Here is a 14,559-nt window from a genome sequence, read left to right on the forward strand (position 1 = left end):
GCCTTTTTCTTCATTTACTCGCTGCGCCCGCGCGTGTTCATAGTCCGCGCTGCGCTGCAACAGCTCCTCACGCCGATGAGGGAACCGCTCCAAAATTATGCGCTGAATTTCCGCCGCTGCACGTGCGCGAGTGCGCCGCACTTCCGGATCCGGCTCATAAAAAGGCGAGCCTTGCGGATGTCTCATGGAGCATCGCCTCTTTCTTTTTTCGGGGCAGATTTGTCGAGCTCACCCTCTTTAAACTCTTGGGCAAAATCCCACAGTGTGTTGATAAAAGGGGAATCTCCTTCAACGTCCGATAATAATCCCAGAATTGTGGGGAGAAAATACCATCCAGTAAGTCTTTCGGCGATATTCCCGCCAAGCAATGAAGCCTGCTACGGCTGCCACTGCGGTGGGGATAAGGCGCACTACTGCTTCCTGCCAGCTCATACCGGCCCCGCCTTCGCTTGAGTGGACCGGCCACGGACCGCAGCGGTGACGATGACGTCGCGGCCGGATTCGGTGCAGGTTTCTAAGGTGGCGTCGTTAAGCTCGGCGGTATCGCGCGCGGCGGTACAAGCATCTTCACCCGTAGCGAGGGCCCAGGCACCGGCAACCGCCGCGAGGTCGGCCGCCACTTGGGCCTCGTGGCGCGCGGCCACGCGCGAGCCCACTGCCGCCACGATAAGCAGCAGGCTCACTATGGCGACGATGATACCGGCCGCGGCAATGGTGGCATAGCCTTCCTCGCCGCAGCGCCTCGGCCTACTCATTTCCGCCTACCTCGGCCGGAAATACCGCCTCGGAGCGCATGGTGCCGACGGGGGCATCGACGCTTACCGACGCCCTCACCAACCCACCGCTTTCTTCCACGCTGACCTGGGCATCCTCGCGCGGGGGATGGTATTCGACGCCGATGGCGTGCGAACGCGCGGCCGCGCCCGCCATGTCCACCGCGGCGATATAGGATGCCAGCGTGGCAATGGCACCCACGATTCCCGCCGCGACCAAGACCAGGGAGCTTAAAGCCAAGGCGGCCTCGATGGTCACGGAGCCATCGTCATCAAATACCCTGTGCATCATTCCTCCTTTCTGCCGGCAGGCTGGGCCCGCCGGCCACGGTTAGAGAGCGGCGCTAGCTCGGGGTATTCGAGAGGGCGTCGGTAATGATGCCCTCGATGGCATCGACCACCCCGCCGCCGTTGATGACCATGTAGAGCACCCCGGCAAGCGCGGCGGCCGCCAAAGATCCCATGGCATATTCGATGGTGCTCATCCCCTCGTCATTGCGGATGAGCTGGGAATACTTATTTAGTGCGTGCATGATTAGTGTCCTTTCATGTGAGGTTTAGAGAAGTTGTGCGCCCAAACTGATAACTACGGGCGCAAGTCCTAGAACGATGAATGCTGGCAGGAAGCACACCGCCAGCGGGAGGGCGATAAATACTCCTGCGCGCTCCGCCTGCGCCGTGGCATGAGCGGATGCTTCCGCGCGCAAAGAAGTACAGATTCGATGGCACCCGGCCGCGATGGTGGCGCCGGATTGGCCCGACATGATGACAAGCTGCGCTAAGTCCTCCAGCCCCGCATGGCCCTTCATGTGGCCCCACGCGGAGTGCGCGGGAACGCCCACGCCGAGCAGCGCGGCGACGGTCTCCCACAGTTCCTTAGTCTGGGCATCCGCGGTGCGGGCCACCGCGGTGGTGGCGCCATGTACGGAAAGCCCTGCGGCCAGGCACGCTGCGAAGAGCTCGACGTCGCCAGCTACTGCCAGTGGATCCAGCGGTGCGGCGGGCTTGAGCTTGCTTATCAGTCCCCCGCGTGCGGTCGGGCCATCGCGCGGGGTCTTGGCGGTGGTCTCGGTTGCGCTGGCAGGTGCCAGGCGGGCGGTGTGCGGCGGCAGGCCAATAAGGGCGGCGAGGGCGATAAAGATGAGCGGGGTCATGCGGCCGCCTTCCGGATGATGACGCGCGACCAGGCGAATCCGCCGCAGGCCAGCGCCACGCCCACCACGAGGAGAATGCCGCCTAATCCACCGCCTAAAAGGAATCCGAGCGAGTTAGCACCCATGGCCCCTCCCATGGCGATGCCGGCTATGGGCAGGCACGCGAGCACCGTGGCGGTGGCTTGGGGGCCTTGCAGGCTAGCGGCGGTGGATTGCTGGTGGCGTCGGGAAGCGTCGAGGCGGCTTTGGGCTTGGTCGAGCAACCTGGCCACCGCTATGCCGTGGTAGGTGGAAAGCTCTAATAAGTGACCCAAGCGGTGAAACTCTGGCAGAGCCTTGCCGCCCTGCGGATCTATCAGCGCCATGTGCGGCGGCGCACCGCTCGCGGCAAGGGCGGCCGTGGACTCTAGTGCGGCGGATACCTCGCGCGGGGTGGTAGCTGGCAGGGACTCCACGCCGCGGGCGAGCGCACCGGCCAAGGTCGCCCCCGCACGCAGGTCCGCGGTGACCACGCCCAGGTAAGCGGCCAGCCCCTCGCGGCCGCGCCGCTCCGCCCGCGCGGCCACTAAGTCTTTGACGTACCAGGACACGCACCAGGCGATAATGGCGGCGGCGATGGCGATACTGATGCGGCCCACCGAGTAGAAGACCAGGCTGCCGCAAAAGACCGCGCCTAGGATCACCACGGAGCTGGTCTGTGCCCGGCGCGTGGCCGAGGCCAGGCGGCCGGCACTCGAGGGCGCGGGTATAAGCAGCGCAGCGGCAAGGATGAGGTAACTAAGCACGGCTGGCCTCCCCGGCATGCTCTCCCAGCAGCTGCGCGGAGAATTCCGCGAAGCCGTCTGCCGGGCCATCTTCGGCGCTCCAGATGATGCGCGGGGTCACTGGGTTTCCCTCGAGCAGGCCGATATGGGCGAGGCGGCGGCCCTGCGGGGTGCGCTCCATGGTCAGCACCATGTGCACAGCCGCCGCCAATTGCGAATGCAGCGCCGCGCGGTCCACGCCGCCGAGGGCGGCGAGCGCCTCCATGCGGGCTGGTACTTCAAAGAGGGAATTGGCGTGCAGCGTGCCGGCGCCGCCGTCGTGGCCGGTGTTGAGCGCGGCGAGGAGATCCACCACCTCGCGGCCGCGGATCTCTCCCACCACGATGCGGTCCGGCCGCATGCGCAGCGCTTGGCGCAGCAGTTGTGACATCGTGACCTCGCCGCTTCCTTCCGCGTTGGCCCGGCGCGAGACCACGCTGACGCAATGCGGGTGGTGTGGGGAGAGCTCGGCGGTGTCCTCGATAACGAGGATGCGTTCGCGCTCGGAGACGGTTCCCAACAGCGCGGAGAGCAGGGTGGTTTTGCCGGAACCAGTGCCGCCGATGACTAGAAAGGAGATGCGTTTGTCCACCACGGCGCGCAGCAGCGCCGCGATGTCTTTTGGCAGCGTGCCATTGTCTACAAGCTGGGGCAGGGTGGTCTGCGCTTGGCGCAATACGCGCAGGCTCAGGCAAGTCCCGGCCACTGCGGGCGGGCTCAGCAGTGCGTGGACGCGCAATACGACACCATCGGGGCGAGTGACGCGGCCATCGGCAAAGGGCTGCGCATCATCGAGGCGCGTGCCTGAAGCTGCCGCAAGCCGGCTGGCCAGCTGGCGGACCTCGGCATCATCGCGGAAGGTGATATCGGTGCGCTCGAGGCCTTCGCCGCGGTCCATGAATACCGCGTGTGGCCCGTTGACTACGACGTCTGTGACACCCTCGCGCCCCAGCACCGCATCGAGCGGGCCCATCCCGGTGGCGTCTTGGCGCAGGCGGCGCAGCAGGTCGAGCACTGCAACGTCACTAATCACGCCGGCTTCTGCGCGAATGCGCCGGGCCAGAGCTGCCGCATCATGCACCAATTCGGGCTCGGCGGCAATGATGCGCTGCATCTTTTCCAGCGTTTCTTGTGCTGCTTTATGCTCGCTCATACGCCGACCTCCTCGAGGACCGCGCGGGCGGCCTTGCGCAAGGGTGCGGGGAGGCGCTGCGGCAGGCCGCCGATTTCCACCGCGCGGGTGAGGCCCCGGAGCGTCGGCAATTCTGCCAGCACCGTGCTGTGGACGATGCGTTCTACTTCTGCCGCGCTTAACGACGCCCACTGGCGTTGCCGCAGCACCACCACGCATCTGCGCCGCGCAGCATCGAGACGCACCAGAAGTTGCGCGGCCGACGCGGCCGATCGCACCTCCGCGGCCACCACGATGACCACGTGGGTACAGGCATCCGGGATAGTCTCCGGGGTGCAATCCACCACGCATACCCCTTCGCCCGCATGGGCCGCCCCTACCACCCGGGCAAGCAGGTCCATGTCCAAGCGGAAGGGATCCGCGACGGTGCTGCGCGCGGCCGAGAGCACCGCTACCCCATCAGGCGTGGATGGCAGCGCGCGGTAGAGATCGGCGGCATCGATGCTGCCATCGCCCACGGTAAGCTCCGGCCAACGCGCCCCCGGTTCCGCTTCTACGCCGAGCAGGAGGTCGAGGCCGCCGGAGTATGGGTGGGCGTCGATAAGCAGGGCGCGACCGTCGGCTGCGCACTGGGTGCGGGCCAGCGCGGCCGCGAAGGTAGAAGCGCCCACCCCACCGCTCGCGCCAACCACGGCGATGGTCGCACTGCCCGGCCACGCTTCCTGCGGCGCGCCCGCCGCGGCGATGCTCGCCAGCAACTCCTTCACCTGGGCGGGGATGATAAAGGCGCTCTCCGCGTGGCAGGCGAGCGCCGCCTCGTAGTCAATCGGCCCGGGGTCCGCGGCCAGGAAAAGCACGGGCGCAGGCGCGGTGTGGGTGCGCCGCGCTGCTGCCACCACGCGGGCCATCAAGGAATCAACCAGCACCGCATAGGCGCCGGGCAAGCTGCGCGGGACATCGCGGGGATCGGTTACGGTCAGCACATCGTGGCTGGTCGCAGCCGCGGCGTGAACGGCCTCGGCGCGCAGCGCTTCGTCACCAATAGCGACAACGATGACGGCGGAATCAGGGTGTAATGCGTTCATGCCTCATAGCCTGAAGCAGTCGCGCAACCGCAGCGAGGCTCTGGCAGCAGCGTTGTGGATAACCCGCCAGACGTCACCATGTGGACCTAGTTTGGTTGTCGTTTCAACCAAAAATCTGTGGATAACCCGCTCCGCACGGCGGTAGATATAGGTGACGGCCCGCGCATCGGGGGGTGTGCGCGCGGGCCGTCAGTAACCCGGCCTCGGGGGGTGAGCCGGGGCAGGCCGCACAGTATATCGGGGCCTTGCACGCATTATTATGACATGTTCGCCACCCAATCACAACAGCTAACAGCAGATTTCCACGGTCACGGCGCTGACCTGCACCGAATGCATGTTCACTCAGCGCCACCCCCACGCGGGTTCCCAATCCCACATTAGTGACATACAAATCACCGTTAACGCCAGCCACTTCTACACCAGCAAGCGCTGAGGGCGGCTACACTCGGCAGCACATCATGCCTACTTCCCGCGAGCCCCGTCATCCCCGCCCCGCCAGCGCAACCCGCACCGGCGGCGACCCCGCACGCACCGCGGCGTTTTTCGATCTCGATAAGACCATCATCGCCACCTCCTCGGCCTATGCGTTTGGTCGCGAGTTCCTCCACAACGGGCTCATCTCGCCGGCCGAAGCACTGCAGCTCTCACTTGCTAAGGCCAGCTATATGTTTTCCGGCCTGACCAGCGAAGGCATGGATTCCACCCGCGACCAACTCACCGCACTGGTCACCGGGTGGTCCGTGGACGAGGTGCGCGCCATCGCCCGCGACACCATGCATCACGTGGTCACACCCTCCATTTATGCCGAGGCCCGCGAACTCATCCGCGCCCACCGCGCCGCTGGCCACCACGTGGTCATCGTCTCTGCCTCCGCGGCCGTACTGGTGGACATCATCGCAGAGGAACTCGGCGTCGAGCACGTCATCGCCACCGAATTGGCAGAAGAAAACGGCCGTTTTACCGGGGAGGTGCTCTTTTACTGCAAGGGCCCCAATAAGGCAGAGGCCCTGGAGCGGACCGCAGCGGCAGAAAACCTCGACCTTAATGCCAGCTACGCCTACTCGGATTCCGCTACCGATATCCCGATGCTGGAAAAGGTAGGCCACCCCGTCGCCGTCAACCCAGACAAGCAACTAAAGCGCCACGCTCTCACCCACCAATGGGAGATCCGCTCCTTTAAGGACCCAGAGCCGCTCCTGCCTGCACCGACCGCCAAAGAAATTGGAATCGGCGCCTCCGTTCTGGCAGGTACCGCGGCAGTTATCGGCGCTGGCCTGTGGCTCGCCCAGCACCCGGGCCGCCCCGGCCCGCCCAAGCGGGGCCCACGGCGCGCCTCCTAGGCCGCGCGGGCAATCGCGTCGGCTTCTTTGCCGCCGGCGGTCCAGGCGGCGAGGTGGGTTAAGAGGGCGTCGGCAAGCGCGGTGCGGTAATTGCCCACCGCGGCGGCATACTCGGCGCGGTGACGGGTGTAGTAGACCTCGGGCACGGCGAAACCGCGCGGGTCAAAGCCCGTATGCACCGCGGCTAGGCGGGAGGCAACGCGGGCGACGAGGCCACTGCGAGGGCCGAAGAACTCGCCGGCGGCAATCTCGGCATGGACCACGCTCGGCAGCAAGAGATCGAAGGCAGGGCCGCCACCCTGCGCGATGAGCCGGCCCAGCCCTTGCAAGCGCGCACTCTCGCCGGCCGGAATGCCGGTACCGCCGGCCGCGACGTCAATGCGCGCCAGTACCTGCAGCGGTGCCCTAGCAAAGGAGCGCACCGTGGCTTCTAAGAGTTCCGGGGCGGCCACGGAATAGGCGCTGACTGCGCTGGCCAGCGGCCCTTCTTCCATATCTTCTGGTCCCGGATGTGGGGGGATGGCGTGGCCGTCCAGCGCCACGCTGGCACGGGCGCCGCGCATAAGGGACTCCGCAGAGATAACCTCAAACTTGCGCAATCCTGCAGGTCGGCGGTGTGCACGAGCAATGGCAGCGGCGGCCTTTTCTGCACTTTCTTTCACCCCCGGCAGGCGAAACAGCGGGGATAACGCGTCATTTTCTGACATATCCATTAGGATAGCCGTGGAAGTCCCTAAGTATGCGTGGCACCATGGGATAATAGTGATTCCATTATTATTGGGGACATTACAAGGTTTAGATAAACGCGAGGAGAATTAATCGTGAGCAACGACGGACTTTTTACCGACGGTACTGATCAATTTGCACCGAAGGTGAACTCGATCCCTTTGAGTGACGTGGATACGTCCTCGTCCGAGACCTCGGTAGGCCAGCTGGTCTCCAACGCCACCGAGCAGATGTCCCAGCTCGTACGCTCCGAGGTGGAGCTAGCCAAGACCGAGCTGGCAGAGTCTGCTAAGAAGGGCGGCATCGGTGCAGGCCTCTTCGGCGGCGCAGGCACCATCGCACTGTATAGCTCCTTCTTCTTTTTCTTCTTCCTGGCTGAGCTCCTCGCCATCTGGCTGGACCGCTGGGCAGCGTTCCTGATCGTCTTCCTGATCATGATCGTCCTCGCCGGCATCCTGGCCTTCGTTGGTCTGAAAAATGTCAAGCAGGTCAAGGCCCCGCAAAAGACCATTGACTCCACCAAGGAGCTCAAGAACCTGGTTCCGGGCAAGGCGCAGAAGTCCCTGGACCGTAAGAACACCCACGGCCTCTACACCTAAACCGGCAGGCGCCACGCGTACGTGCACCCCTCTATCCGCCCTAGCTAGCCTGGGGCGGATTTTGTGTACTTCCTCCCCCTTTTCTCTACCGTTTCTGCCCCAACTATAGAAAGGCGGCACCATGGCCTTCGCACCCCTGCCTCCCTCAACGGTGGAGCTGGATGGACCTTATGCGCATGAGTTCGTCCACACCCGCGGCATCCGCCTCCACGTCGCCACGGCAGGCGATAGCACGCAGCCACTCGTGGTGCTCATCCACGGCGCTTTTGGCGGGTGGTTCGATTATCAGGACGTCATAGCGCCGCTTGCCCAACGCGGCTTCCACGTCGCGGCCGTGGATATGCGAGGCTTTGGTATGTCCGATAAGCCGCCCATTGATGCGGGGCAGGATATCCGCACCTTGGTGGGCGATATTAGCGGGCTCATTCAGGCCTTGGGCCATGACGATGCCTTTGTGGTGGGCGCCGATACGGGTGGCGCGGTGGCATGGTGTTTGGCCGCAGAACGCCCTGAGCGGGTGCGCGGCCTGGCCTCCATTTCCGCCGCCCACCCGGTAGATCTGCGCCGCGCGATTGCCGCCCGGCCGTGGGATTTTGGCTGGATTAACCTGCGCTCGCTGCTGTGCCGCCTGCCGCGCGTTACCCGCGCCCAGAACCTACTGCTTAGCCCGCGCGCCTACCGCAAAGAGCTGGAGCTGGATACGGGGCCTTTGCTTGCCGACGCCACCCTAGACCGCATCCTCGATCTCCGCCTGCGCGCCTCCCGCATCGGCAGCGTCCGCCGTGGAATCCTGTGGAACCACCGCATGCGCACCGCCGTGGTTCCCTTGACCTGGGTGGAACTGGCAGTAGAGCGTCCCGTACTTTTCATCCACGCCCAGCAGCGACTGTGGAACCCCGTGGTCCGCCGCGCCGCCCTGCGCGCCCGCCGCGGATTTACCGCCACGACCGTCCCCGGCGCGAAGAACCTTCCGCACCTGGAAGTACCAGCGGATTTCGTTGCCACGCTGGCGGCGTGGCTACAAGAACATAGCTAGTGCGCCACGCACTCGCCGGTATCTACCGGGTGGGTAAGCCGCGTGATCTCCCCGATCTGGGCGTTGACCTCATCGGCGGTTAAGGCATAGCCCGTCTCGGAATCATCCACCGAGGCGCCGAAGACCACGCCGAGGACCTCGCCGGCCGTGTTGACCAGCGGCCCGCCGGAATTTCCCTGTTGGATCTTGCCGCGCACGGTGTAGGAATCGCGTTCCACGCGACCATGCGAGTAGATATCCGGGCCGGAAATGGTGATGCGATCGCGCACGCGCGCCATCTCGGCGTCGAAAGGCCCGGAGTGCGGGAAGCCCATAACCATGGCATCATCGCCCGTCTGGGCCGGGGCCTGGGCCCATGGCAGTGGATCGATGCCCAGGTCGCGCGAGTGCAGCACCGCCACATCCACATCCGGGTTGTAGTAGACCACGGTCGCGTCCTTGAGGCCCACCTTGGTATCCAAGCGCACGGTCTGCGTGCCGGCCACTACGTGAGCATTGGTGATCACGTAGTCATCGGCCGCCACGAAGCCGGAACCCATGAGGCGGCGGGAGCACTCTTCGGCGTCGCCAAGCACGTGAATGATAGACGGCCGCATGCGCCGCACCATCTCCGGATCCTGCACGTCTGGGTCCGGCTCTTCTACTTCCTCGGTGCTAATCGAGTTTTGCCACGGCGAGACTAGCGGCGGCAGGCCGGACTCGTTGAGCATCGCCGCCACCCCATTGGGCAGCGACGCTACCTGCGCCGGTGCGGCCGAGTTGAGCTTGCCCAAGATGCGGGAATCGCGCAGGCCCTGGCCGGCCACCCCACCTAAGTTGGTGGCCACGGGGATAGAAATGAGCCAAATAACCACCAAGGCGGCAAAGGCTTGAAAAACCGCACCCACGGCGGAATCAAGACGCTGCGTCTTGCGCGCCTTCATGCGATCGCGCACGCTGCCACCCAACGAGGATCCGATAAGCTGCCCGACGCCCACAAAAAGCACCAGGATTCCCACTAACAGCAGCAAGCGCAGCGAGGGCTGATCCACCAAGCGCAGGGCGGCCGGGGCCACGGCAATGCCTAGCACTACCCCAGCGCCCACACCAATGGAGGCCAATACCGCCGCGAGGGCGCCATTGCGCCACCCACTCAGGAGCGCAATGAGGACGGCGACCACAATCAGGCCGTCAACGATGAGCGCAGGAGTCATGGCTATGGGTTCTTTCTATCTGGGGTTTAAGACGTATGCGTACCGCGGCACCAGCGGTTAGGACATCTTCTCATTATTGCGGGAGTTTGTGAGGGAGTCACGCAGGTCCATGACTGAATTGTTATCCCATGGAACGCTCCACCCAGCGTGCTGCAATATTGCCGAGAGCACGCCGGCGGTAAAACCCCAAATGACGTAACCATTGGCGTGAAATGCTGGTCCTTGCCACTTTCTAAAGCCCACCATGAAGCGGTTGCGCGGATCGGCCAACTCCCGGATAGGCACGAGAAACACGTCATCGGTTTCATCGGGGCTGGCGGGATAGACCTCCCCCGGCTGGGTCCAATGCGCCAAAATGGGGCTCACCGGATTGCCGGTGGCGCGGATATGCAGCTGCTCCCACTGCTCCAGCGGGGTCACGGAGTTGCGCTGCAGGTCCGTTTCCTCCCAGGCTTCCCGCAGCGCGGTATCCACCAGGGAGGTATCGGCGGGATCTCGGCGGCCCCCGGGAAAGGCAATCTGGCCCGAGTGCGAGCGCATGGACGGCGATCGATGGGTGAGCAAGATGCTGGCCTCCTCCGCGCTCTCACCGCTCAGCAGCATGAGCACGGCCGCTTCCCGCTTGACCGGCACCTGCACATTGGTGCCATTGAGGGACGAAGCCTGGCGGTTGCCAATGAGCTCTTGCACCTGGCTGGGGTCTACCCCCAGCGCCGGCTTGAGCCATTCTGGCGTGCGCTCGGGAAGGAGTTGGCTCATGCCGCAATCGCCTCCTCCACGGCCTTTTCAATCTCCGCTACGGAGCTAAACGGCTGCGCAAATTGCTTGCGCACCTCACCGTCCTTGAGCACCACCGTCACCGGCACCACGCCCGGCAGGCCCAGCTCACCGGCGAACTTATTATCCGAATCCTGGAAGCTCGGCAGCTCCACGCCCAGGTCATTCAAGAAGGCCGCACCATTTCCCGCGTTCTTATCCGCGTGCACGCCTACGACCTGCCAGTCCGGGTGCGCTTCCGCCACATCCTGCAGATAGGGAAGCTCCGCGCGGCACGGCTCGCACCACCACGCCCACACGTTAACCACGGATACGCCCTCATCGGCCGGCTTTCCGGCGGCCGCACCGCCTAGGCACTCCAGCTCTACCCCAGCCACAGTGCCGGCCGGGCAGTCTGGGCGCTGCGGGACTTCTTGCGGGGAAGCCTCGCTTGGCGACGCCTCCTCGGATCCGTCCCCACCCCGCAACTGCGAGACCCCAGCTACCGCAATGACGGTGATGAGGATCGCGGCAATCACCGTGCCAAGGACGTAGTTCTTCATACCGTTAGCCTAGCGCCCACGAGCGGCTGGACACATATCCCGCAGAACACATGCTTCGCACTCCGGCGTGCGCGCATGGCAGACCTGACGCCCGTGGAAGATGACGCGGTGCGAAAACATCGTCCACTCTTCCTCCGACACGAGCTTAGCGATGTCCCGCTCAATCTTGACCGGGGTCTTCTCCCCCGTCAGCCCGAGCCGCTGCATGAGGCGGCTAAAGTGCGTATCCACGGTCAGCCCAGGAATCCCGAAGGCATTTCCGAGCACCACCAGTGCGGTCTTGCGACCAACACCGGGCAAGCTGGTCAGTTCCTTGACCGTGCGCGGGACCTCGCCTTGAAAATCTGCCACCAGCTTCTCCCCGATGCCCAAAAGGTGACCCGCCTTGGCGCGCTGAAAGCCCAACGGCCGCAGGATGCTCTCCAAGTCCGAACGCTGCGCAGCCGCATAATCTGCCGCCTCGGGGTAGCGGGCAAAGAGTTCAGGGGTCACCGAATTCACGCGTTCATCCGTGCATTGTGCGGAAAGAACGGTGGCAATGAGCAGCTGCAGCGGGGAGCCATAATCCAAGGCACACCGTGCATCCGGATATTCCTGCGCCAAACGCCGATTTACTTCCGGTGCGCGTAGCTCCGGCGCGCTGGCCGCTGACAGTGCTGAATTCATGGGGTTTAGCTTAGTAGACTAGGAAAACATGATTTCACTCGTGATTCTGGTACCACTTGCCATCGCCCTTTTCGCCCTCCTGATGGAAAAGCTCGAGGCAGTCGTTTTTGCTGACTAGGCCGCAAAACTGCTGGCCTGAACCGTGCACTAGCACGAGTAGAGTTTCTATAGTGTGACAAAATTTCTGTGAAGTACCAAAAGTGACCAATTACACTGTAAGATGAAACGCGTTACACAGTGACCCCGCTTGTTCCGCATTGTCGAGTGCATGAAAGACCGCACCCAGATGTGGCACAGGCTCATCTATGGACTTTCGTAGTCGACATCCAAGGAGTAAAACGTGGAAGGCGTACAGGACATCCTCTCCCGCGCCGGAATCTTCCAAGGCGTTGATCCCGTTGCAGTGCAGCACCTTATCGAGCAGATGGAGACCGTGCGCTACCCGCGCGGAACCACCATCTTCGACGAAGGCGAGCCCGGTGACCGCTTGTACATCATCACCTCGGGCAAGATTAAGCTCGCCCGCCACGCCCCGGACGGCCGCGAAAACCTGCTGACGGTCATGGGCCCATCCGATATGTTTGGCGAGCTGTCCATCTTCGATCCGGGCCCGCGCACCTCCTCCGCAGTGTGTGTGACCGAGGTTCAGGCCGCCACCATGAACTCCGAGCTGCTCAAGAAGTGGGTTGGTGACCACCCCGAAATCGCCCAGCAGCTGCTGCGCGTGCTGGCTCGCCGCCTGCGCCGCACCAACGCCAACTTGGCTGACCTCATCTTCACCGACGTTCCGGGCCGCGTGGCAAAGACCTTGCTGCAGCTGGCTAACCGTTTCGGTGTTCAGGAAGGCAGCGCCCTGCGCGTGAACCACGACCTCACCCAGGAAGAGATTGCCCAGCTGGTGGGCGCTTCCCGTGAGACCGTCAACAAGGCGCTGGCCACCTTCGCGCACCGCGGTTGGATCCGCCTCGAAGGCAAGTCCGTGCTCATCGTCGATACCGAGCACCTCGCCCGCCGCGCTCGCTAAGACCGCGCCAGTTCGCTACCCCGCTCCGGCGGGGTTTCGCTGGTTTTACCCCCTTTTAACCAGTTCCGCACCGCACTTGTGGCCACGGTACGCTCCACTCCGCACCGCCTGCGGGCCCCACCGCGGCCATACGTCGGCCCTGCGCTCCTCCTGCCTCAGCCCACAAACACAGTTAAGCCCCTCTCCCCACCAAAGAGGAAGAGGGGCGAACGGAGACAGGCTTATTTAGCCTCGCCGTCCAAGTACTTCAGCGCGGTGCGCGTGGACTGCTCCGCAGCGTGGCGCAGCACCGGGTCCACGTCGTCATACATCTCGTTGACCAGGGTATTCAAATCCACATCATCGCCTAGGCGGGAGCGGATCTCCTTAATCTGGTCAAGGCGGTAGTGGCGGCGGTCAATGTACTTGCGGGCCACCTGCGAGGTGTCATCCAAGTCCGGACCGTGTCCTGGGAACAGCGCAATATCCTTGCCGCGCTCTTCCAAGGTGTCGAGGGTCTGCAGGTAATCAGCCAAGTTACCGTCCGTCTCCGAAAGCAGAACGGTGTGGCGGCCGGCGATGGTGTCACCGGAGATAATGCCTTCGAGGCGGGAATTTCCTACCTCACCGCTCCACACAAAAAAGCAGGTGGAATCCGCGGTATGGCCTGGGGTGTGCACGACCTCGAGACTTGGGGTGATGCCATCGAGGGAGATGTGCTCGCCGTCCTGAAGGGCCTCGGCACCATTGCAGTAGCTCGGATCGAAGGCGCGGATGGGGGCGCCGGTCATCTGCCGCAAGCGTTGTGCGCCCGAAGCGTGGTCATCGTGGCGGTGGGTAATCAAAATCAAAGCCACCTCACCTGCGTTGCGGTGCACAACGTTGAGATGGCCTTCATCCTCGGGACCGGGATCCACGACAATCGCCCGAGAGTCTTCGGCGGCGCGAATAATCCAGGTATTCGTGCCCTCAAGGGCGGTGTAGCTGGGGTTATCACAAAGGACTACGCCAACGGATTGGCTGACGGGACGCAATTGACTATATGCGGGGTGCTCCATAGTTACTAGCCTATCCGATCAAGCAGCAATTTCTACGATTAGTTCGATCTCTACCGGGGCGTTTTTAGGCAACGCGGCTACGCCCACGGCAGAGCGAGCATGCGTTCCAGCATCCCCAAAGACCTCACCGATGAAATCGGAGGCGCCATTGATAACTACCGGTTGGTCGGCATAGGCCGGATCGGAGGCCACAAACCCCACGATTTTTACCACGCGGGAGACATTGTCCAGACCAACTTCGGCATCGATAGCAGCGAGCGCATTGAGCGCCGCGATGCGTGCCTGTTCCTGGGCCTGTTCCGTGGTGACTTCGGCGCCAACCTTGCCGGTTAGCGGCAAGGCGCCCTCCACGAGGGGAAGCTGGCCAGAAGTCCAGACCTGATCACCCACGCGTACGGCCGGCACATAGGACGCTAGCGGCTTGGCGACGCCCGGTAGCTCATACCCCAGCTCCCGCAAGCGAGCATGAAAGCCCATTTACTCTGCCACCTCGCGCTTGAAGTAGGCCACGACGTTTTCCGGGTTAGGACCCGGGGTGACGGTGACCAGTTCCCAGCCATCTTCACCCCAAGAATCGAGGATCTGCTTGGTGGCGTGGGTAAGGACAGGTGCGGTTGCGTATTCCCATTTAGTCATGGGGCCCATTCTAACTATTAAATACGCCCCACGCCG

19 protein-coding genes are annotated in these 14,559 nt (G+C 63.7%); 4 read left to right on the forward strand and 15 right to left on the reverse strand.

The genetic code is table 11. The features are described 5' to 3' along the window. Positions 1-428: 428 nt before the first annotated feature. From I6J28_RS01765 to ssd, 7 genes are read right to left on the reverse strand one after another with little or no spacing between them, the layout of a single operon-like run. Positions 429-755 (reverse strand): Rv3654c family TadE-like protein, encoded by a 327-nt coding sequence (locus tag I6J28_RS01765; RefSeq protein ID WP_005323100.1) that lies wholly within the window; start codon positions 753-755, stop codon positions 429-431. Continuing rightward, positions 748-1,062: a hypothetical protein gene (locus I6J28_RS01770; protein WP_005323101.1), complete on the reverse strand. Its 315-nt coding sequence runs from the start codon at positions 1,060-1,062 to the stop codon at positions 748-750. Before I6J28_RS01770 ends, I6J28_RS01765 begins: the two co-directional genes overlap by 8 nt. A 55-nt stretch (positions 1,063-1,117) precedes the next feature. After that, positions 1,118-1,306: a DUF4244 domain-containing protein gene (locus tag I6J28_RS01775; protein WP_005327144.1), complete on the reverse strand. Its 189-nt coding sequence runs from the start codon at positions 1,304-1,306 to the stop codon at positions 1,118-1,120. 24 nt (positions 1,307-1,330) lie between these two features. Beyond that, positions 1,331-1,927 (reverse strand): type II secretion system F family protein, encoded by a 597-nt coding sequence (locus tag I6J28_RS01780; RefSeq protein ID WP_204610422.1) that lies wholly within the window; start codon positions 1,925-1,927, stop codon positions 1,331-1,333. Continuing rightward, positions 1,924-2,712 (reverse strand): type II secretion system F family protein, encoded by a 789-nt coding sequence (locus tag I6J28_RS01785; protein ID WP_204610423.1) that lies wholly within the window; start codon positions 2,710-2,712, stop codon positions 1,924-1,926. Before I6J28_RS01785 ends, I6J28_RS01780 begins: the two co-directional genes overlap by 4 nt. Beyond that, positions 2,705-3,883 carry a TadA family conjugal transfer-associated ATPase gene (locus I6J28_RS01790; RefSeq protein ID WP_204610424.1) on the reverse strand — a complete coding sequence of 393 codons (1,179 nt, stop codon included), beginning with the start codon at positions 3,881-3,883 and terminating at the stop codon, positions 2,705-2,707. The genes I6J28_RS01785 and I6J28_RS01790 overlap by 8 nt, the downstream gene beginning before the upstream one ends. Then, positions 3,880-4,947 (reverse strand): septum site-determining protein Ssd, encoded by a 1,068-nt coding sequence (gene ssd / locus I6J28_RS01795; protein WP_204610425.1) that lies wholly within the window; start codon positions 4,945-4,947, stop codon positions 3,880-3,882. Before ssd ends, I6J28_RS01790 begins: the two co-directional genes overlap by 4 nt. A 458-nt stretch (positions 4,948-5,405) precedes the next feature. Here ssd and I6J28_RS01800 point away from each other — a divergent pair, with 458 nt between their 5' ends. After that, positions 5,406-6,287 (forward strand): HAD family hydrolase, encoded by an 882-nt coding sequence (locus I6J28_RS01800; protein ID WP_204610427.1) that lies wholly within the window; start codon positions 5,406-5,408, stop codon positions 6,285-6,287. Here I6J28_RS01800 and I6J28_RS01805 read toward each other — a convergent pair. Further along, positions 6,284-7,000: an oxidoreductase gene (locus I6J28_RS01805; protein ID WP_204610428.1), complete on the reverse strand. Its 717-nt coding sequence runs from the start codon at positions 6,998-7,000 to the stop codon at positions 6,284-6,286. The genes I6J28_RS01800 and I6J28_RS01805 overlap by 4 nt on opposite strands. Before the next feature lie 108 nt (positions 7,001-7,108). Between I6J28_RS01805 and I6J28_RS01810 the strand changes: the two genes are divergently transcribed. Together I6J28_RS01810 and I6J28_RS01815 are read left to right on the forward strand one after the other, a co-directional pair. Continuing rightward, positions 7,109-7,612, forward strand: a complete 504-nt coding sequence (locus tag I6J28_RS01810) for a phage holin family protein (protein ID WP_410493207.1) — start codon at positions 7,109-7,111, stop codon at positions 7,610-7,612. A 121-nt stretch (positions 7,613-7,733) separates the two neighbouring features. Then, positions 7,734-8,648, forward strand: coding sequence for an alpha/beta fold hydrolase (locus I6J28_RS01815; RefSeq protein WP_204610429.1), 915 nt, complete (start codon positions 7,734-7,736; stop codon positions 8,646-8,648). Here the strand turns inward: I6J28_RS01815 and I6J28_RS01820 are convergent. From I6J28_RS01820 to nth, 4 genes are read right to left on the reverse strand one after another with little or no spacing between them, the layout of a single operon-like run. Next, on the reverse strand, positions 8,645-9,841 hold the full coding sequence (locus tag I6J28_RS01820) for a MarP family serine protease (RefSeq protein WP_204610430.1): 1,197 nt from the start codon (positions 9,839-9,841) through the stop codon (positions 8,645-8,647). The genes I6J28_RS01815 and I6J28_RS01820 overlap by 4 nt on opposite strands. Before the next feature lie 57 nt (positions 9,842-9,898). Next, on the reverse strand, positions 9,899-10,600 hold the full coding sequence (locus I6J28_RS01825; protein WP_204610431.1) for an NUDIX hydrolase: 702 nt from the start codon (positions 10,598-10,600) through the stop codon (positions 9,899-9,901). Beyond that, the gene (locus tag I6J28_RS01830; RefSeq protein WP_204610432.1) at positions 10,597-11,160 is read right to left on the reverse strand and encodes a TlpA family protein disulfide reductase; all 564 of its coding nucleotides are present in this window, start codon (positions 11,158-11,160) and stop codon (positions 10,597-10,599) included. The genes I6J28_RS01825 and I6J28_RS01830 overlap by 4 nt, the downstream gene beginning before the upstream one ends. 9 nt (positions 11,161-11,169) lie before the next feature. Beyond that, the gene (gene nth / locus I6J28_RS01835; RefSeq protein ID WP_204610433.1) at positions 11,170-11,826 is read right to left on the reverse strand and encodes an endonuclease III; all 657 of its coding nucleotides are present in this window, start codon (positions 11,824-11,826) and stop codon (positions 11,170-11,172) included. Between the two features lie 340 nt (positions 11,827-12,166). On the opposite strand from nth, the gene glxR reads away from it, so the two are divergent. After that, positions 12,167-12,850 (forward strand): CRP-like cAMP-activated global transcriptional regulator GlxR, encoded by a 684-nt coding sequence (gene glxR, locus I6J28_RS01840; protein WP_005323128.1) that lies wholly within the window; start codon positions 12,167-12,169, stop codon positions 12,848-12,850. Positions 12,851-13,071: 221 nt separating this feature from the next. On the opposite strand, the gene I6J28_RS01845 is transcribed toward glxR, so the two are convergent. The 3 genes from I6J28_RS01845 to I6J28_RS01855 are packed head-to-tail and all read right to left on the reverse strand — an operon-like array spanning position 13,072 to position 14,523. After that, a complete protein-coding gene (locus tag I6J28_RS01845; protein ID WP_204610435.1) occupies positions 13,072-13,887 on the reverse strand; it encodes an MBL fold metallo-hydrolase in 816 nt (271 codons plus the stop codon). 18 nt (positions 13,888-13,905) lie between these two features. Next, positions 13,906-14,364, reverse strand: a complete 459-nt coding sequence (locus tag I6J28_RS01850; protein ID WP_204610437.1) for a RidA family protein — start codon at positions 14,362-14,364, stop codon at positions 13,906-13,908. Next, positions 14,365-14,523 carry a DUF4177 domain-containing protein gene (locus I6J28_RS01855; protein ID WP_005323131.1) on the reverse strand — a complete coding sequence of 53 codons (159 nt, stop codon included), beginning with the start codon at positions 14,521-14,523 and terminating at the stop codon, positions 14,365-14,367. Positions 14,524-14,559 lie beyond the last annotated feature (36 nt).

Origin of the sequence: Corynebacterium tuberculostearicum (genome assembly GCF_016894265.1) — a bacterium.
In the GTDB taxonomy this organism is placed as follows: Bacteria; Actinomycetota; Actinomycetes; order Mycobacteriales; family Mycobacteriaceae; genus Corynebacterium; species Corynebacterium tuberculostearicum_D.